Consider the following 18,892-nt stretch of genomic DNA (forward strand, 5'->3'; position numbering starts at 1 on the left):
ATTCAAAGAAATTTTCCAGAACGATAAATTCTCGCGTCGGATCGTGGAATTAAGGAAAAATTCCAAAACGACTTGCGCCAGACCATGCGATGGCTCATTGGTTACTTCCTCTGCCATAGTTTAGGCAGAGGAAGCATTCTAGACCTTAAGCATTTGAATTAAATGAGCGCTCTTACTTTAGTCACGAAGGATACTTACGAAGCAGAAGTTGTGCAGGAGACAAAACTCGTGGTGATCGATTTCTTCTCACCATACTGTATGCCCTGCAAACAGATGGAGCCGCTGTTGGAGGAGATCTCGACTGAACTCGCAGACAGCGTGAAAATCGTGAAAGTTGACGCCTCAGCAGAGCCGGATTTGGCGGCTCAGTTCGGTATCCGTGGAGCACCGACTTTTGTTGCCCTACGCAACGGTGAAAAAGTCGATATGCTCATCGGCGCGAAGCCGAAGCAGGCGATGCTGGATTGGATTGATTCGGCTGATCTGTAAAATCGAGCACGTTTAATCGTAATCGTTCAGCTACGCAGCCTAAGTTGTGTTGCTTTAGTCTGTACGCCAGTTGCTATCCCGTTCTTGAGATTGGCCTATCATTTATCTGGTCGTAGGTGGTGTCGCATGAAGATTTTTAGCCAAAATCCACAGGGGTATGAATGTAATTCCGACTTACCCGTTAGACATTAAGCTGAAGTTAATTTTTTTACAATATTCATTGTTTACAGCTTGCATTGTGGGTGATTCAGCCTAAAGATATCGATTGATCTTAGGATATCTTTTCTCTAGAGAAATCTAGGGATTATTGGGGAATATACGAGAAGCCGCTCTCCCTAGGGGTAGGGAGGGCGGCATTTTTTTGCACATTGCGAAATATTCCTGCGAGTGGATTTTCGCAGTTGCACGGATGTAGTCTGAAGGCAATCTGGTAATGGTGAGCGTGGAGAGTCATACACCGGTGTTGATCAACGACTTGGCAGTTGTTTTGATGTGTGCGGCGGCGGTTACCTTGCTCTTTAAGCGCCTGAAATTGCCCGTTTTTCTCGGCTATCTACTGAGTGGTTTCCTCGTTGGCCCTAATCTTTGGCAGCGATCTCCGGTTCATGACTTGGAGACGATTCAGGCTTTGAGTGAGTTGGGCGTCGTTTTCCTGATGTTTTCGCTGGGTTTGGAGTTCGATTTGAGGCGCTTAAGGCAGGTGTTGGGGCCAGCAATGTTGGCCATTGTCCTGCAAACGTTGGTGATGCTGCTGATTGGTTCACAGGCGGCCCCTTTGCTGGGGTGGGGCGTTGTGCAGGGGCTATTTTTGGGATCTATTCTAGCGATCAGTTCTTCAATGGTCACCGTGGCCATTCTTAAAGAGTTAGGACGTTGGCAAAAGCCACATGCGCAGTTGGCCGTTGGCGTGCTGATACTGGAGGACATTCTGGCTATTGCCTTGTTGGTTATTCTGTCCGGTGTTGCCGTGACGGGCACATTGAATTGGGCGGCGATTGGCGCAGTGACATTTCTGATCTGCCTGTTTGTGGTGTTTTTCTATTTCGTTGGCAAACTCGCTGCGCCTCGATTGCTCGATGCATTGGAGAAATATGGCAGTCGGGAACTGGGGACGATTTGCGTGGTCGCGCTTATGCTGGTCCTCTGTTATTTGGCTGAGTTGTGGGGGCTGTCGGTGGCGCTGGGCGCGTTTTTGGCCGGGTCGATCTTGTCCCAATCGAAAATGACAGCTGAAATCGAGCATGCGACCGAGCCATTGCGCAATGTCTTCTGTGCGGTTTTTTTCGTGTCCGCAGGCATGCTGATTGACCCCGAGACGCTCTGGGATAATGCGCTGGTAATCATTTTGCTGACTTTGGTGATGCAACCGATGAAGGTGCTCTCGGTGTGGGTTGGCTTTTTCCTTAGTGGGCAGCGAACCGATACGAGCTTTCGAGCGGCGACGGTGAAATCGCAGATCGGCGAATTTTCATTTATCATTGCAGCACTTGGGCAACAACTGGGGGTAACTGATGATTCGTTGATGTCTATTGCGGTCGGCGTATCGGTGTTGAGCACGGACGGCAGCATTATTTTAGCGAAAAATTCCGACCCTTTGCACGGCTGGTTTGCGCGACGCTTGCCTAGTGGCTTATCGACTCTCGCCGAGTTCTATCGTAACTTATTGGATCGATTGGGGACGCAGGCAGAGCGCGCCATATTACTCAAAATGGTTAAGCGTCCTTTGTTGCAGATTTTGTTCAATTTTCTGCTCCTGAATGCATTCATTCTGATCGCCTCAGTGGCGAACAATCAGATTACGCAACGCATCGAAGAACCAGAGTTGGCTATGATTCTTGGTTTGGCCGTGTGGCTTGCCACTGCGGTGCTGAGTCTACCGTTCATTACGGCGATGATCCGCAACCTCAATGCAGTCATCATGATGTTGCTCGATTCGATTTTATCTACCGGCGCTACGCGGAGCTTTATCCAGGGGCGTGTGCGTAATATTTTTAACGGCGTCATCGTCGTCGCAGTCAGTCTGTTGATGGGCGGTATTTACCTGTCGGTTGCGGCGCAGTATCTCCCGTCAGGCACTGCATTGGCGGCGTTTCTCCTGCTGATTGTGGCGAGTGCGGTTTTCTTCTGGAAGCGCATCATTAAGTTCAACAGCCAGCTTGAATACCTGTTCATGGAGAGCTTCAATCAGCGGGTCGTGAATGAGGAGGTGGTCCGGCGGGAAAATACGCTTCAGGAGATTGAAAAAAGGTATCCCTGGCCGATCGCAGTCGAGGAAATCACGGTGCCATCGGGTGGGAAGCTCTGCGGCCAAACGCTCCGGCAAACAAATCTCCGCGCTTCGACTGGCGCTAGCGCGGTGGCTTTGGCCCGTGCTGGGCAAGTGCTCTACGACATTGATCCTGATGAAATTATTTTCCCAGGCGACCATTGGTATGTTTTTGGCAGCCAGACACAGACCCGCGATGCCCGAACTCTGTTCACGGCAGCGGGTCAATCCCCCATCGTGACTCAGGCGGCGCCAGATTTACGCATCGAGAAGCTCTATATCTCACGTGAGTCCAAACTCGTTGATGAGACGCTGGCCAGCGCGGAATTACGCCAAAAACACGGTGTGACTGTGCTAGGGATTCAGCGTGGGGAGCGCCGCATCACCAACCCGGCTCCTGAGGAAATTATCCACGCGCACGATGTGCTCTACGTGGTTGGCGAATCATCGGCGATTCAGTCTCTGGAGACCGTCGAAGTTACAGAATCGAGCACCGCGGCAGTCTGAGTAGAAGCTACAATCTGCGGACTGCGCATTCTCCGCTTGCATGTGCTTGGGGCTATCTGTCAAAAATGCCCCCCATGAGTCGTACCGGGTTAATCCTGACATTTTTGACACTGTGCATCTTTTGGGCTGGCTGTGATTCACAGACCGGCGGCGTAGTCAATGAAACTGAAGAAAAGCAATATCAGCGCGGTCAGCGATTGCTCCGTGAGGGGCGCGAAGGAGAAGCCTTGAACGCATTTCTCAAAGTAATCGAAAAGCGTCCGGATGCGCCAGAATCTCATTTGGAGGCTGGCATCCTTTATCAGCAGCACATCGGTGATCCGGTTGCGTCGATTTACCATTTGCGACGTTATGTCGAGCTGCGGCCCGATTCTGCGGAGGCGCAAAAAGCTGAGCAATTGATCGAAAGCGCTAAGAAAGACTTTGCCCGTTCGCTGCCTGGGCAGCCTTATGACTCTGCTATCGAGCGCCTGGATCTTCTGGAGATGCTGGAAGCTGTCCGCGAAGAGAACAAAGAGCTGAAGCGCGAGCTTGCGGCGGCCCGTCAGGGACAGGTGGCGCAGAATGCGCCGCAGACAGTCAATGTAAACGGCAATTCGCGGGTCAGTTACCAATCGACTCGTCCACCGGATCGCCAGCCCGCCCCTCAGACTTACGTCCCCCCGCAGCAAGTAAATCGCCAGAGTGCGAATGTTTCGCAGCGGACATATACCGTTGTCTCTGGGGACACGCTGACGCGCATCAGCACCAAAGTTTACGGGGACACCGGGCGCTGGCAGGAGATTTTTGAGGCGAATCGGGATCAACTGCCGAATCCCAATGCGCTCAAGGTGGGACAAACCCTGAAAGTGCCAGAGTAAGGTGAGTCATTACTTCGACGCCAACGCGACTACGCCGCTTTTACCAGAGGCGCGTGCGGCTTGGCTGGAGGCGATGGATGAGCATTGGCAAAACCCGTCCAGTCCATCTCGTGCATCGGCCCGTGTTCATGCGAAGTTAGAGGGCGCCCGCGCCAGCATTGCTGACTTGTTTCAGGTCCCGCGAGAGTCATTGGTGTTCAACTCTGGCGCGACTGAAGGTAACCGTGATGTTCTGGCCTACATGCGTAAGGTGTCGCCGCGTAAGCGCCTCGCAATGTCCGCCGTGGAGCATCCAAGCATCTTGGAAAACGCCCGTGCAATATGGGGAGAAGATGCCTGTGAGTTGCCAGTGGATGGCAATGGAGTCATTCGAATCGATGCTTTGGAGAGGGGGTTGGCCAAGGGAGATATTGCGCTCGTTTCGCTGATGGCCGCCAACAACGAAACCGGAGTCATTCAGCCTTGGCCTGAGGTCATCGAGATTTGCCGTAGGCAACGAGTGGCGCTTCACATTGATGCGACTCAGTGGGTGGGCAAAGAGCCATTGGACGGACTGTCCAGGGCTGACTTCATTACCGCCAGTGGGCATAAATTTGGTGGCCCCAAGGGTGTCGGCATCGTGATCGCCGCATCGTCTTTTTCTGGGTTCCAAGGCCAGCGAGGGGGGGGGCAGGAGCATGACCATCGGGCTGGTACGGAAAATTACCCTGGAGTTGCCTCGATGCTGGCTGCATTGCAGGCGAGTTATACTTCGCTAGAGGCTGCCCGTGTTCGTGTGCGAGGCTCCAGAGATGCATTTGAAGTGGCGTTGTTGGCCAAGGAACCTGAAGTGAAAATCTGGAGCTCAGGAGCCCCGAGATTGGTAAATACATTCAGCCTTTGTTTACCGATTGGTGACAACCTGCGTTTTGTTAGAAGGCTGGATCAGCGTGGTTTTCAAGTGTCCACCGGGTCAGCCTGCGCAACTGGAAAAGCCGGTCCGTCCCATGTGTTGGGCGCCATGGGTGTGGCTGAAGAGTTTGCCCGGCGCACAGTGCGCATTTCTTCATTGATGAATGAAAAGGCTGAGACTTGGGCTGCGTTGGCTCATGCATCGCTTAGCGCGATTGAAGAAATTCGAAACGAGGGCACTAACCCTCAGGTAATCAGCATTTAAGGCAATAATTCCCTGATTCAAGGGTTGTTTCCTCCAGACAATCTTTCTAGTCTCCGCACATCCTTTCATGATGCATTTATCAACTTGATCGCATTCCGCTTGCAATTCATGGAGTCGCTCAATTGATTTTCCGCTTTGACGTTCAAAAACGTTTCTACACCTGGTGATTCCTTACGAAACATTCGATACATTCCTGCTGGCCTTCATACTTTTGATTGGACTGGGCCTGCTCTGCGTCGGAGGTGATTGGTTGGCTAAGGGAGCAGCGAGCTTGGCTTTGATTTTGAAGATCAACCCAGTCATCGTGGGGCTGACGATTGTTTCAATTTCCACCTCAATGCCGGAAATGATCACTGCGTTCATTGCTGCTGCAGGCGGAAACAGTGGCCTGGCTGTGGGTAATATCGTAGGAAGTAATCTGGGCAATGCTGGCTTAATACTCGGCGTGGCTGCGTTGATTTACCCGATCACTATTCAAAACCGACTAGTGAAACAAGAGGTGCCGTTGTTGCTGATCGTGACAGTCATGTTTACTCTCATGAGCATGGGCGGGTTTCTCGCTGCTGGCGAGATCGGGCGTGTGGAAGGCTTATTGTTGCTTGCGGGCACTGCTGGCTACCTGTTCTTTATGGTCAGCCAGGCTAGACGATCAGGGCCAGCTGAAGAAGGTGAGATATCCGATGAATTGGCTGACGAGTTGAAGGACCCTCTTGAGTCAGTCGGGAAGTGCGCGATGTTTATTCTAGTCGGGTCTCTATTTCTTGCTCTGGGCGCCGAGATGCTGGTTGGAAGCGCAGTTGAGATCGCGACACGTATTGGCGTCAATGAAGTGTTGATCGGCCTGACGCTTGTTGCGCTTGGGACCAGTTTGCCGGAACTGGCAGCTTCGATTGCGGCAGCGCTGCGTCGGCAAAGCGACATCATTGCTGGAAACATCGTGGGCTCCAATATCTTCAATATGCTGCTTATCGGTGGTTCCGTATCGACTTTTTTCCCGCTCCAAGTCGAACGTCGACTTTTTGTGATCGAGTTCCCGTCAATGGTCCTGCTGACACTCTTGTTGTGGTTTGCATTTTACACTGAGCGTAAGGTGACCCGTATGGAAGGCGCCTTTCTCGTTGTGCTCTACTTCGTGATCATCGGCCTGTCTTCCGCCTCGCAAATGGGTAAAATTTTACCCGGCATATAGCCTGGGAAAAGGATAAGGCGATTTGTCGCTGGGGCGTTTATTGGACGATTAGCCGTAGGATCTGCTTGTCGCATGCATTGGATGGGGTTTGACCAAGGTGCCGAGTCGAGTTTCTCAACTAAGTTGGCCCTGCTCTGAGACTTTTTAGAGGCATGGTCTCGACGATGGCATTTGAATGCATAATGAGATCGACGCTGTGCTGTTCGGTGGTCACTCAGTGAGTCATTGCTGGGTTAAAAAAAACGACGCCCCCAAGGTGGAGGCGTCGTCGCAATAGTAGTGGTATGTTTTAAAAACTTATTCGGTGGGAACTTCGGCGATCGTCTTAAGAACGCGAGCGCAGATCTGGTAGGGATCACCCTGCGAGTTCGGACGACGGTCTTCCAGGTAGCCCTGATACTTGTCACCCTTAACGAAGCCGTGAGGAACACGGATCGAAGCGCCACGGTCAGCAACACCCCAAGAGAACTTGTCGATGGACTGAGTTTCGTGGAGGCCGGTGAGACGCAGGTGGTTGTCTGGACCGTAAACGGCGATGTGCTCGTCCTTGTTCTTTTCGAACGCGTCCATGAGCTTGAGGAAGTAATCCTTACCGCCAACTTCACGCAGATACTTCGTGGAGAAGTTGCAGTGCATGCCGGAACCGTTCCAGTCGCCTTGGAAAGGTTTGCAGTGGAACTCGACATCCACGCCATACTTTTCGCAGAGGCGGATGAGAATGTAGCGAGCTACCCAAACATCGTCAGCGCAGTTCTTGGAACCCTTTTCAAAGATCTGGAATTCCCATTGACCCTTAGCCACTTCAGCGTTGATGCCTTCGTGGTTGATGCCAGCAGCGAGGCAAAGGTCGAGGTGCTCGTCGACGATTTCGCGGGCGATGTCGCCAACATACTTGTAGCCTACGCCGGTGTAGTAAGGTCCTTGCGGGGAAGGGAAGCCTTCGGTGGGCCAGCCAAGCGGACGGCCGTCCTTCATCAGGAAGTATTCCTGCTCGAGGCCGAACCAAGTGTCGTTGTCGTCAATAATCGTGGCGCGATAGTTCGATGGGTGCGGTGTTTCACCGTCGGGCATCATGACTTCGCAGAGCACGATGAATGAGAATTCGTCGCGTCCCTTGTCTGGGTAAAGAGCAACTGGCTTCAGCACGCAGTCAGAGCTTTGACCTTCTGCTTGCTGCGTGGAGCTGCCGTCAAATCCCCACAGCGGGAGGTCGTCAACGGACTTTGGCTCCTCAGAAGCGAGGCGGGTTTTACCACGGAGATTTGGCACGGGGGTGTAACCGTCGAGCCAGATATACTCGAGCTTATACTTAGGCATAATCAGTGTTTATGGTTAGATAGATAATGCAGATAACCGCTCCGAGAAAGAACGGCAGTGCTGACTATCGGGTTTTTCAGATGAAAGACACGTCCAAAAGCACCTCATGTGCCAAATAAGTGATTTTGTTTATGACTACGTTAATTATTCCAGATGGATGGACGAATTTAAACAGCACAGTGGACATTGATGAATCATTTTCATGTTTTGACCGCAATGTGAAGTGAATTTTGCACAGGCAGCCATTAAATTGAGTGAGCGTATTTGATCGGCAAAGGTTTGACTTAACAAACCGCTAGAATTACTCATCGTGCTGTCATGCAGGGCGATAAAGACACCAAACAGGCTAAGGTTCATGTCGGCTATGATGGCTTGGTCCGCAAAACATTTCTTGGAACCATGGCCAAGGAGCGTTTTGAGAACGAGCTACGTGTGCTCACTTACTTGGAGGAGCGGGAATGCCCGTTTGTCCCCCGGATTGTTGAGAATGATCCCGCAAGGCTGCACATGGTCACCACTAGCTGTGGTAAGGTCGTGGAAAAGATCAGCGATGAGAAGCTGAAGCTATTGTTTGATGAGCTTGAGACCTATGGCGTTCGCCACGAGGATCGCTTCGCGCGTAATGTCACTTACAGCCCCCAGCTTGGCCGTTTTTGCCTGATCGATTTTGAATTCGCCACCATTCTGGAGACCGGGGAAGGGCTCACCGTGGATGTGGTGGTGGAGAAAAGACTGGATCAACAACGCAAGCAACTGGACTGATGGACGAAACTTACCTCGACACAGAACCCAATGGCTTGCGCTGGTGGGGCCTGACAGACAAAGGACGTTTTCGGAAAAACAACGAGGACGCGTTTTTGGGGCTCATGCTGGATGGGCGTGAAGTCTTTCGAATGGGCAAAATCGGCGAAGCAACTTTTGAGCAAGGTGATTTTATTTTTGCCGTGAGCGATGGCATGGGCGGCGCCAACGCAGGAGAATTCGCCAGCCGAATCGCAGTGGAAAAAATCACCCAGTTACTACCCAGCGCCTTTCGTTTAAAAGCGACTGGCTTTAGGCGGGGGGGGGCGGATTTTCTTCAGGAGGTCATTACCGAGATTCATGCTGAGATGCGTTGGCAGGGGCAATTTTACGAAGAAACCAGCGGCATGGGCGCAACGCTCAGCATGTGTTGGTTTACCCCGGAAAAGGCATATTTTGGCCATGTCGGCGACAGTCGCATCTACCATCTGCCCAAGGATGGAGGCTATCGACAGATCACCCATGACCACACGCATGTTGGCGCATTGGTCCGAGCGGGGCAACTCACGGAAATTCAAGCGCGCACGCACCCGAGTAAATCATTGCTGCAGATGGCGTTGGGGGGGCGGGTTGATAATGTCGATCCTCATTTGGGGCAGGTGTTATACGAAAAAGGCGATTGGTTTGTCTTTTGTTCCGATGGAATTTCTGACGGGGTGAGTTCCCGGAAAATCGAGGATCTTATCCGCACGCCTTCACCTATAGCGCAAAAGTTCCTGCCTGCAGAGCGACTAATCAAAGAAGCTTGGGATGTTTCCCGGGACAACATGACTGCGGTCGTGGTTGAAGTCTACTAGCCATGTCCTCCCTGCGGCCAACGTGGAACCGGGAGGCAATTGATCGTGGACTACATTTTATTGTTTTATTTTATGAGAAGGCGGACGGGTTTGTCTTCTGCCCAAGCAACTTGGATAAACCATTCCGTGTTGGTGGAGACTATGATGGCAACTGGCCAGTTGCAGCTGAACACGGTTGTGAGTATCTACAGATGCGTTTAAACCAGCATTTTCGCGAGAGGGTGGAGTGGTTTATCCCTTTTTCCGAGAAGGTTGTCGCTGGGGTAGATTTCTCCCTGGATGATTTGCCGCTTGCGGAGCATTCGGTGCGCTTAGTCCATGGAGAGTGGCCTTGGTAGCATCGTTCTAGCTTGCTCACCGTTCCGCCATTGCCTCATGCTGCACCCTTTGCATATGAAGCAGCGTAAGCGACATCAAACCCGGCTTCAGGCCAAACTAGCATACGGCAGTGGCATCGAGCGGCTGATGGACGACTTGGGGCGCGCTCTGGCGGAAGGCGCCGGGGAGATTCATATGCTAGGTGGGGGCAATCCTGCTCCCATTTCAGCAGTTGCCCAGCAATGGCGCACACTCATGCAGGACATGCTAGTAGAGTCGCCTGATCGCTTCGACCGTATGCTCGGCGTCTATGATCCCCAGCAAGGCAATCAGCGTTTTTTGCGCGCTGTCGCCAAGCTGTTCAACGATACTTATGGTTGGGGGCTGACTGAGGAGAACATCGTTATCACCAACGGAGGGCAGACTGCCTATTTTTATTTATTCAATCTCCTGGCGGGTGAGGGGGAGGCGGGCATGCAGCGGGTGCTTTTCCCTCTGATGCCGGAATACATTGGCTATGCGGAGCAGGGGCTACATCCGGAAATGTTCATTGCCGCGCGCGGTGTGATTGAAGAATTGCCTGATTGCCTCTTTAAGTACCATGTGGATTTTGAAAATTTGCCTTGGGATGACTCTGTCAGCGCTGTCTGTGTCTCTCGCCCCACGAATCCCACGGGCAATGTTTTGACGGACGGTGAGATCCGTCGCTTGCATACGCTTTCTCAAGAGCGCGGCGCCTACCTGATTATCGACAACGCATATGGCGCACCGTTTCCCGATATGATTTTCACCGACGTCGAGCCCTTCTGGGGGGAAGATACGATTCTGACTTATAGCCTGTCGAAAGTCGGGCTTCCGGGGACGAGAACCGGCATCTTAATTGGTCCACCGGAAATCTGCCGAGCCATTTCATCCATGAATGCGGTGGCTGGCTTGGCAAATGGGAATATTGGCCAAGCCCTGACTCTTCCATTGTTTGAATCGGGTGAGATTGTCACTCTAGCCCGGGATGTTATTCGTCCTTACTATAAGAGTCGCAGCGAACAGGCGGTGGATATTGTGCGCGCGGCAATGGCAGGCTTACCTTGTCGCATCCATGTGTCGGAGGGCGCGCTTTTTTTATGGCTTTGGTTTCCTGGGCTGCCGGGTGGGGCGAATGCGCTCTACCAAGACTTGAATGCCGCTGGCGTGCTCGTGGTGCCGGGGCATTTTTTCTTTCATGCGTTGTCCGAGCCTTGGCCGCATGCAGAAGAGTGTATCCGTATCAATTACGCCATGAACATCGATGCGTTTCCTGAGGCTTTGGAGATCATGGCTAGCGTTGTGCGCAAGCGGTTTGCTATGGCGGCTGCGGTGAGTTGAATTTCTTTGAAGATTTTTTTGAAAAAACACTTGCCATGCTCGTGATGGGATGGCTTTATCCTCCACTTTCTCACCTCAAGCGGGGCTAGCTCAATTGGATAGAGCACCTGACTACGGATCAGGAGGTTAGGGGTTCGACTCCCTTGCCCCGTGCCACTTTAGGTTGTTGAAGTAGAGTCACTTACAAAACCCGTTAAAAGCGAATAGCTTAGGAAGTGCCAAGTTAAGTGCCAGATAAAAAGGCTTTACTTCCTGCATAAACACTTACGAGTGCTCCACGAACACTTACAAAAGAGGGCAGGATTCTGAGGTTCAGGCTAAGCTTCCTCATTGGATATGTCTTGATGTCGAGATGAATAATCAATTCCTGGGCTCATCTCTAAGAGAGGATTAAGCCTTGAATATCGAATAGATTAGCAGACCTCCAAAGAATAAACCAATGGGCCAAACTCCTAGATAAAACACCGTTAAAGCTGCTAAACCAAACAGGCACAACCCCATGAGCACCTTAACGCACAGAGACAGAAAGCCTTTAAAGCTAAACTCGTCCAGCTCAAGAAACGCCGTTTCCGGTTCGGTCTCTCCACTGTCTTCTGTGGTCCGCTTATCTCGCTTGCTCTGTGAGGGTATGAAAAAGCCCATAGGAGGCTTTAGGATTGCTTAGGGCGTGGCATGAGGCAAGCGGGAAGTAAAAAGCCCCTCAGCGATTAACTGAGAGGCTAGATTGAGAGTGTTTAGGTGTGTTCTTACTCTTTTGGCTGCTTTGGTCTGAATGCTATAGCTAGAAGGAAGGCGAGAGAATAGAAGCCCACAACACAGAGGATTATTGATTGCGTGGGGGTCATGCCACAAGCTTAGCTAAAACCTCACGTCCAACCTCTAAGGCTTCCGCTGCCAATTCGTTAGCTACCTCTGTTAGGCGGTTATTATCTGACTTTGGATAATTAGCCTCAATCCCCCATAAGGATGCTGCATGGTCGTCTAACACCACTCCAGCTTTAGATACAGAGAGGACAACCCCACAATAAAACCACTCATTATCAAACCAAGCCTTGCGAGCTTTTAGTAGCTGCATGTGTTGACCAAAGTTGCAACCTGTTACGCTTCTATCTGTGTTGTGACAGTCGTCATCGTCAATGTGACTTTGGTCATCAAAATCGATTCGGGCTGTAACTGTAAATCCATCATCAGTTTCCAAAGAGATCGAAGAACAGCAAGTAACAAAGGAATGGAAAGATTCGGGAAATTTAGGAGTATTTTTCATTCTACCAGTCCCCTCTTGTCCTTCTTCTAGGTCTGTAAGGTGATCATACAGAGCGCATAAGGCTCCATAAGAGAACTGCTCAGCTCTTCCTGCTTGTCTGAATGCATCAATAAAGATGCTCTTGGTTACTTCGATATACATTGGTTATGTCTCCTAGTTAGTTGTTATTGATCTGAAATTATCTCTTCTTTCACAAACAGCCCTACATACACGTTACAGGGTTTTCCAAATTCTGGAAAATGAGAGAAATGGTGGGACTCCTCACAGGAGTAAAAATCACCTACGGTATATCCTGCCCTTTTAAGCCAATTATCTATTAAGGCTATCTCCTCTCGGCTAAGGCTCTCATCTCGACCATAAGAAAGGTAAATCATGGCCCACTCAGGAATGTTGAACTCTTCTTCTATTAACATGATTAGAGTTGATTGATTAATATCCAAGCCAGTCCAGGACATCGATTGCTAGGTATTGCGGCGCGTCTCCCTTGTCTTCTAGGAAAGCTTCAAAGCCTCCCTGTCGGAACGGAACGTGACCGGCGTCCTCAACAATCATATTATGACCATCAGGAGTGAGAACACAGACTGCGTTACCTAATGTGTAAACGTCACCATTCTTTGGTTGAGGCTTCTTAGCCTCTTCCAGCTCAGCTTGGAGCTTTGTCAGCTTCTCTTCGCGTTCTTGCTTCTTGGTTTTCCATGGGAGGAAACGGGGTGATGAGTCAGTTGGTTCGCTATCCTGGCAGGTATGCAGCCGCAAACGAAAATTGCGGTTGGCTCGGGTTCTCGAATCCAACCGGTTTTGAGCATATTCCGCTATGGGCATTTCATTGTGCGAATGATGGATCGGTGTCCGTAAACGGATCGGATAACATTGTTTCCACGATGCGTGAGCTGGGAGGCCAGCCAATTTATACGCGCTATGATACAGGAGGTCATGCTGGCGCTTGGCAGCGCGCTTATAACGCGCAGACGCCATTGGTGCCATGGATGATGTCTCAGCGTCGAGGGCAGGCTCCAAGCAATACTTTTGGGCCGTTTGTTGAGGTCACTTCGCCGAGCTCAGAGCATGTATCAACGACCGCCGACAGCTATGCCCTTTCCGGTAATGCCGCTTCAACGACTAGCAGTATTACCTATCGGAATTCTCAGTACTACAGCGATATTATTCCCGTCACTGGAACTTCGAGTTGGAATGTTTCGGTGGATCCTCTCAGGAACGATAAAAGCAACGAGATCTACATCGAAGCCGAGAGCCCAAACTATGTTCTGGCGGGGAATGGCATCACGACATCGAATACGTATGTTTACATTAATCGAGTCTCCACTGGCGGCGATGCGACACAGCCGGTGCTTTCTGTTACGCAACCAGCAGGCAGCCCTGTCTACACGGTTTATTCATCAACCTTGGATATCGCAGGAACGGTCAGTGATGACACCGGAGTGACGGCGTTAACCTGGGAAAATAACCTTGGTGGCAGTGATTCGATTACTATCGCTGGTTCGTGGCAGTATGATGACGTTCCCTTGTATGATGGGATGAACCGGATCACTGTCACCGCCCTTGACGCCGCGAATAATCATACGGAACAAACACTACTCGTCGTAGCGATTATCAACCAAGCTCCCGAGGTTACTGCCGGAGAAGATCAAGACATCGTTTTGTTGGCCAATGGCGCCGCGCTCAATGGAACGGTTACTGATGATGGTTTAGCGCCAGGCGCGGCTACTCCTGGTATTAGTTGGAGCAAGGTTAGTGGTCCGGGCCAGGTTACTTTTGGCGATGTGAATATGGCCGCTACGTCAGCCTCTTTTTCCGCTGAGGGCACCTACGTTTTGGAGCTATCGGCTACGGATGGAGAGTTTACCACCACTGATACGATTACGCTAACGGTCTATGCAGTGTTGCCGCCACGAACCGTGCTTTACGATTTCGGGACCCAAAGTCTGCCTCAAGGCAATTGGAATCTGGTGAATGGTGCGGGGCTGGGTGACGAGGTTTTGAATGCGATCGATACCGACGGCAACCCGACGGTCTTTGATTTACACATTACTGATGGCTTCAAAGGTCGGCACACCGAAGGCCTTTCCGGGACGGCTCTATACCCGGATGAGGCGACCACGGATTCTTTCTACGTGAATAATGCAAACCTTGGTCAAGTGACCTTTAGCGACCTTGATCCGAGCCTGACATACGACATCACCATTTTTGCGTCTGCTAGCTTCGATGCGGCCAACGATGGAGTCGGTGAGTATACCATTGGCTCAACGACATTGACTCTGGATGCAGCGGACAACGCGAGTGCTACTATTAAGTTTAGCGGTGTATCACCTGGCGCTTCAGGCGAGATCGTTCTCTCTTGTATTGCCTCTGATAATTCAGGTGAAGCTTTCATCAATGTCGTTGAGTTACTGGAACAAACGTCGACGCCATCGAATCAAGCTCCGGTAGTTGATGCAGGGATTGACCAGAGTGTAATGCTTTCTAGCGGCGCTACGTTGGCTGGCTCCGTCTCGGATGATGGCTTGGCGCCAGGAACGGCAACTCCCACGATTTCTTGGTCGCAGGTGAGCGGACCCGGGACAGTCAACTTTGTGGATGACAGTGCGGTTGATACTAGCGTTAGCTTTTCGGCTGAAGGCATCTACGTGCTTGAGTTATCGGCAACAGACGGAGTGTTTACTGCTTCCGATTCGCTAACGATAACTGTCAACAACGTTGCGAATGCGCCACCCGTTGTGGATGCTGGAGCTGATCAAGTGGTAAGCCTATCGGATGGGGCGCTTCTTTCCGGCATCGTATCTGATGATGGGCTGGCGCCGGGTAATGCTACGCCTACATCGGTATGGTCTCAGGTCAGTGGGCCTGGAGTCGTCAGCTTTGCGGATGCAAGTGATGTCAACACGACTGCGACTTTCTCGATCGAAGGTACATATTTTTTAGAGCTGTCTGCCACAGACGGAATTTACACAACGGATGACACGGTTACGATCGTTGTGAATGAGTCGACGCCCGCGGGTCAGTTGACGGTGCTTTATGATTTCGGCACCGCAAGCCTGCCGGCGGGGAATTGGAATTTGGTCCGTTATGCTGGCGTAGGCGACGAGGTATTGGATGCGATTGATACCGATGGCAATGCCACTACTATCGATTTAGTCATTACTGATGCCTTTAAGGGACGTAACACTGAAGGGCTTTCGGGGACAGGCCTCTATCCCGATGATGCGACGACAGATTCCTATTATGTGAATAATGCAAACTTGGGCGAGATGCGGTTTGAAGGGCTAAATCCAAGCTCGGCCTATAACATCACCATCTTTGGTTCAGCGGCTTTTGATGCTGCTAATGACGGGGTTGGCGAGTACGCGATTGGCTCGACGACTTTGACGCTGGATGCATCTGAAAACAGTTCTCAGAGGATAACTTTTTATGAGGTTTTTCCAGATGCTTCAGGGCACATCGTTTTATCAATGATCGCATCCGACAATAGTGGTGAAGCTTTTGTGAATGTGATTGAGTTGACGCAACTTGCATCGAATGAGGCTCCCGTGGTGGATGCAGGTGCTGATCAAAATGTGGAGCTCTCGGCAGGAGCTTTACTTGCTGGGACGGTCTCTGATGATGGGCTTGCACCAGGTTACCCAACGCCAACATCGAGTTGGGCAATGGTTAGCGGTCCTGGTGTGGCCACGTTTGCTGACTCAAGCCTAGTCGACACCAGCGTGGCTTTTTCAACGCATGGTAGCTACGTTCTTGAATTAACCGCGAGCGACGGAGTCTTAAATGCATCTGATACCGTTACCATTACGGTAAACGATGACACGCCTCAAACGGTTAGCCGTAGGTTGCTATTTGATTTTGGCGGTCAGTTTTATCCCTCTACTGAGAACTGGAATCTTGTTCGCTATGGCGGAGAGAATGACGCCGTTCTTGACTTGATCGATGTGGATGGGAATAGCACTGGTATGAACCTCGTGGTGACTGATGCCTTTAAGGCGCGTAACACACTGGGGCCAATTTCAACGGGCCTTTACCATGATGATGCTACGTTCGATTCCTATTACACTAACTTAGGGAATCTGGCCGAGATTACTTTGGGGAATCTTAATCCGCTATCGACGTTTGATATCACCATCTTTGCATCCGCGGCCTTCGATGCGGCGAATGATGGCGTAGGAGAATACACGATTGGCGGAACGACGCTAACGCTCGATGCGACTGGCAATACGAATCAAACCATCACGTTCACTGGCGTTCAGGCTAATTCTCTGGGTGAGATTGCGATCGGATTCCACGCGTCTGATGACACCGGATATGCCTTCATCAACGTATTGGATATTGTGGAAAGCACATCGATTGTCCATGACCTGACTTCAGCGGGGCTTGTGGCAAACACGATTGGAAGCGGTGCTACTGGCAGCAGCCGTATTCTTACCAGTGGCGAATGGGAAGTTGACGGAGATTGCATTGGACTTGATGGCATTGCGGATAGCCTTGTTTTCGAGAGCGAGAGCGTTAGCGGCAATTTCCAGGCGCTCGTAAAAGTGAACGATATATACGGTGGATCAGCGCCACAGGCAGGCTTGGCTATCCGTGAGAGTTTAGATGCTGATGCCAGAACGGTTGCGGTCGCCACAAACTCTGGAAGCAACTACGAGGTCGCTTCTCGGCTAGCGGTCGCCGGAGCTTTGACACGGAGCACATCGACAGAGTCTTACTCTTATCCGAATGCATGGCTGCTTCTAGAGCGGACTGGCGATAGTATCCAAGTCGCAACTTCAACTGATGGCGTGACCTTTGTTGAGATCGATGAAATCACGCTCACTGGCCTGAGCGCTAGTGTTCATCTTGGTATATTCTCCAGTAGCGGGGTAGTCGGAGAAACGACTCGTGCAGTCTTCACGGACTATACGGTTATTCCGTTCTGATAACCAAATAGAGGTATGCTTACTCAGCCCGAGTTGGGGTGCTCGGGCTTAGTTCATTTAAAATCGCTCATTCGCTTTCGCGACAGGCAAAGTTCAATACTCGGGCGGTTGCGCCGACTTTGCCAACGCAGTATGCCGCCGCAAATAGACCGCCAAAGCCGCCGATGACTTCGGTCGATAGCAATCTGGAGGCACCCTGGGCAATCTGAGTCCATGAGCCATCTGAGAGCATCGCAGAAAAGATGAAGCAGCTTTTTCCACTCGCATAATGCTTTTCCAGATCGTCGGATAGCTGCATTCGCAAGCGATAAGTAGCCTGCCTAGGGAGTGACGCATGGGTCGTTTTTTCTATGTCAATGACTCGTTGCCGGAAGGTTATATCTGCATCTCCTGATGGGTTTTCATTGATGCCAAGGCTGAAGTATCCAAAGGCTTCTTGATAGGCTGCCAAGCCGACCTCCGTTTCGGGAGATTCAATACGGAGTTCGACCTCATAGCATGCGCTGAGTTGAGTCATCCTGGTGCCGATCCATCCTTGCTTCCCGATTTTGGACAAAGAATCTGCTTGAACGATGAGCTGAATTCCTTGTCCAGTTAAGTCGTAAACATCGCGATAGGATCGCCCAATCGTTGCCCAGCGGTGATGTAAGTTCGTTGTGCTTTTAAAGGAGTCACTCCAGGGGTGGGGACGCTTTGCGTTGCAGAGTTCGAGTTCGACAGGTTTCCCTTCGTTTACGATGGGCCAATCGTCATCTGTCCATTTTACTTGGGTGATGAACGTTTCTCGGCCCAATAAATGAACCGGAGGATAGCCTTGCGGCCGGACGCCAAGAAATACCATCCACCAGTTGCCCTGTGAGTCGTCAAACATGTCGGCATGTCCGGTGTTTTGTATTGGGGAATCTATGCCAGCATGCGATAGAATGGGATTATGCGGACAAGGCTCCCAAGGCCCCCAAGCTGAGTCCGAGCGCCCGATTGAAACCCGGTGAGCGGTCTCGGTGCCGCCTTCGGCGGTCAACAAATACCAATATTTCCCGCGCTGAAAGATATGCGGACCTTCGGTTGCTTTACCGCCGAAGCCCATGGTAAGAAATGTTCGAGGGGTGAGGCCATAGCCATTTTGTGGATTTATTTCGAACTGGATGATTCCCTGCGGTTCACCTTTGCGTGAATCAGCAGTTGATTGAAAAAGCACGCTTCCATTGCTCAAAAAGGTCAGAGACGGGTCAATGCCGCCCTGGTGTTCTGAACCAAGCCAAATGGGATCAGACCACTCGTCTTCGGGTGCTTTTGTGGTTACGATGAAATGACCGCCACTGCCGACCATTGTCGTGATCAGGTAAATGGTTCCATCGTGATAACGTAGGGTTGGGGCGAATATACCGGCGTTTCCCAGCTTTTGATTTTGGACAAACGGTAGTTGCTCGGGACGCGAGAGTATATGACGAACGTATTCCCAATTTCTCAAGTCACGACTACGATAAAGTGGCACGCCCGGAAATTGACCAAAGCTGCTATTGGCGAGATAGAAACATTGCCCAACCCGACAGACCGTTGGATCAGGATGCATGCCGGGGAGAATGGGATTAGGCAAAGGTGTCTGCATTTTGAAATCTCATGTGTGGGAGCGACTAACTG

Annotated in this window: 15 protein-coding genes and 1 tRNA gene; 11 read left to right on the forward strand and 5 right to left on the reverse strand. The window is 51.1% G+C overall.

All coding sequences use genetic code 11. From position 1 onward, the window contains the following. Positions 1-162: 162 nt before the first annotated feature. The 5 genes from trxA (at position 163) to RBB63_RS08650 (ending at position 6,467) form a co-directional block, all read left to right on the forward strand. Entirely contained in the window at positions 163-489 is a 327-nt protein-coding gene (gene trxA / locus RBB63_RS08630) for a thioredoxin (RefSeq protein WP_309383148.1), read from the forward strand. 442 nt (positions 490-931) lie between these two features. After that, positions 932-3,262 carry a monovalent cation:proton antiporter family protein gene (locus RBB63_RS08635; protein ID WP_309383150.1) on the forward strand — a complete coding sequence of 777 codons (2,331 nt, stop codon included), beginning with the start codon at positions 932-934 and terminating at the stop codon, positions 3,260-3,262. 74 nt (positions 3,263-3,336) lie between these two features. Beyond that, positions 3,337-4,122 (forward strand): Cell division protein CpoB, encoded by a 786-nt coding sequence (locus tag RBB63_RS08640; RefSeq protein WP_309383152.1) that lies wholly within the window; start codon positions 3,337-3,339, stop codon positions 4,120-4,122. Between the two features lies 1 nt (position 4,123). After that, a complete protein-coding gene (locus tag RBB63_RS08645; RefSeq protein WP_309383154.1) occupies positions 4,124-5,278 on the forward strand; it encodes a cysteine desulfurase family protein in 1,155 nt (384 codons plus the stop codon). A gap of 163 nt (positions 5,279-5,441) precedes the next feature. After that, on the forward strand, positions 5,442-6,467 hold the full coding sequence (locus tag RBB63_RS08650; RefSeq protein WP_309383156.1) for a calcium/sodium antiporter: 1,026 nt from the start codon (positions 5,442-5,444) through the stop codon (positions 6,465-6,467). A gap of 297 nt (positions 6,468-6,764) precedes the next feature. Here RBB63_RS08650 and RBB63_RS08655 read toward each other — a convergent pair whose 3' ends face one another. Next, positions 6,765-7,784, reverse strand: a complete 1,020-nt coding sequence (locus tag RBB63_RS08655) for a glutamine synthetase beta-grasp domain-containing protein (RefSeq protein WP_309383158.1) — start codon at positions 7,782-7,784, stop codon at positions 6,765-6,767. Positions 7,785-8,102: 318 nt separating this feature from the next. Between RBB63_RS08655 and RBB63_RS08660 the strand changes: the two genes are divergently transcribed. The 5 genes from RBB63_RS08660 to RBB63_RS08680 all read left to right on the forward strand — a co-directional run bounded on the left by RBB63_RS08660 (position 8,103) and on the right by RBB63_RS08680 (position 11,218). Next, positions 8,103-8,546, forward strand: a complete 444-nt coding sequence (locus tag RBB63_RS08660; RefSeq protein WP_309383160.1) for a BUD32 family EKC/KEOPS complex subunit — start codon at positions 8,103-8,105, stop codon at positions 8,544-8,546. Then, a complete protein-coding gene (locus tag RBB63_RS08665; protein ID WP_309383162.1) occupies positions 8,546-9,382 on the forward strand; it encodes a PP2C family protein-serine/threonine phosphatase in 837 nt (278 codons plus the stop codon). Before RBB63_RS08660 ends, RBB63_RS08665 begins: the two co-directional genes overlap by 1 nt. A 2-nt stretch (positions 9,383-9,384) precedes the next feature. Then, positions 9,385-9,720 (forward strand): hypothetical protein, encoded by a 336-nt coding sequence (locus tag RBB63_RS08670; protein ID WP_309383164.1) that lies wholly within the window; start codon positions 9,385-9,387, stop codon positions 9,718-9,720. Between the two features lie 55 nt (positions 9,721-9,775). Beyond that, positions 9,776-11,062, forward strand: a complete 1,287-nt coding sequence (locus RBB63_RS08675) for a valine--pyruvate transaminase (RefSeq protein WP_309383166.1) — start codon at positions 9,776-9,778, stop codon at positions 11,060-11,062. Positions 11,063-11,141: 79 nt separating this feature from the next. Next, positions 11,142-11,218: transfer RNA gene (locus RBB63_RS08680), tRNA-Arg, on the forward strand. 685 nt (positions 11,219-11,903) lie between these two features. On the opposite strand, the gene RBB63_RS08685 is transcribed toward RBB63_RS08680, so the two are convergent. From RBB63_RS08685 to RBB63_RS08695, 3 genes are read right to left on the reverse strand one after another with little or no spacing between them, the layout of a single operon-like run. After that, positions 11,904-12,467, reverse strand: a complete 564-nt coding sequence (locus tag RBB63_RS08685) for a hypothetical protein (RefSeq protein WP_309383168.1) — start codon at positions 12,465-12,467, stop codon at positions 11,904-11,906. A 23-nt stretch (positions 12,468-12,490) separates the two neighbouring features. Continuing rightward, on the reverse strand, positions 12,491-12,739 hold the full coding sequence (locus RBB63_RS08690; protein WP_309383170.1) for a DUF6926 domain-containing protein: 249 nt from the start codon (positions 12,737-12,739) through the stop codon (positions 12,491-12,493). Positions 12,740-12,755: 16 nt separating this feature from the next. Continuing rightward, positions 12,756-13,148 (reverse strand): hypothetical protein, encoded by a 393-nt coding sequence (locus RBB63_RS08695; protein ID WP_309383172.1) that lies wholly within the window; start codon positions 13,146-13,148, stop codon positions 12,756-12,758. A 59-nt stretch (positions 13,149-13,207) separates the two neighbouring features. Here RBB63_RS08695 and RBB63_RS08700 point away from each other — a divergent pair, with 59 nt between their 5' ends. After that, positions 13,208-17,251, forward strand: coding sequence for a PKD domain-containing protein (locus RBB63_RS08700; RefSeq protein ID WP_309383174.1), 4,044 nt, complete (start codon positions 13,208-13,210; stop codon positions 17,249-17,251). Positions 17,252-17,318: 67 nt separating this feature from the next. Here the strand turns inward: RBB63_RS08700 and RBB63_RS08705 are convergent, their stop codons facing one another. Then, positions 17,319-18,860: a glycoside hydrolase family 43 protein gene (locus tag RBB63_RS08705; protein ID WP_309383176.1), complete on the reverse strand. Its 1,542-nt coding sequence runs from the start codon at positions 18,858-18,860 to the stop codon at positions 17,319-17,321. Positions 18,861-18,892: the final 32 nt, after the last annotated feature.

The sequence above is a fragment of the Cerasicoccus frondis genome, assembly GCA_031296915.1.
GTDB lineage: Bacteria > Verrucomicrobiota > Verrucomicrobiia > Opitutales > Cerasicoccaceae > Cerasicoccus > Cerasicoccus frondis.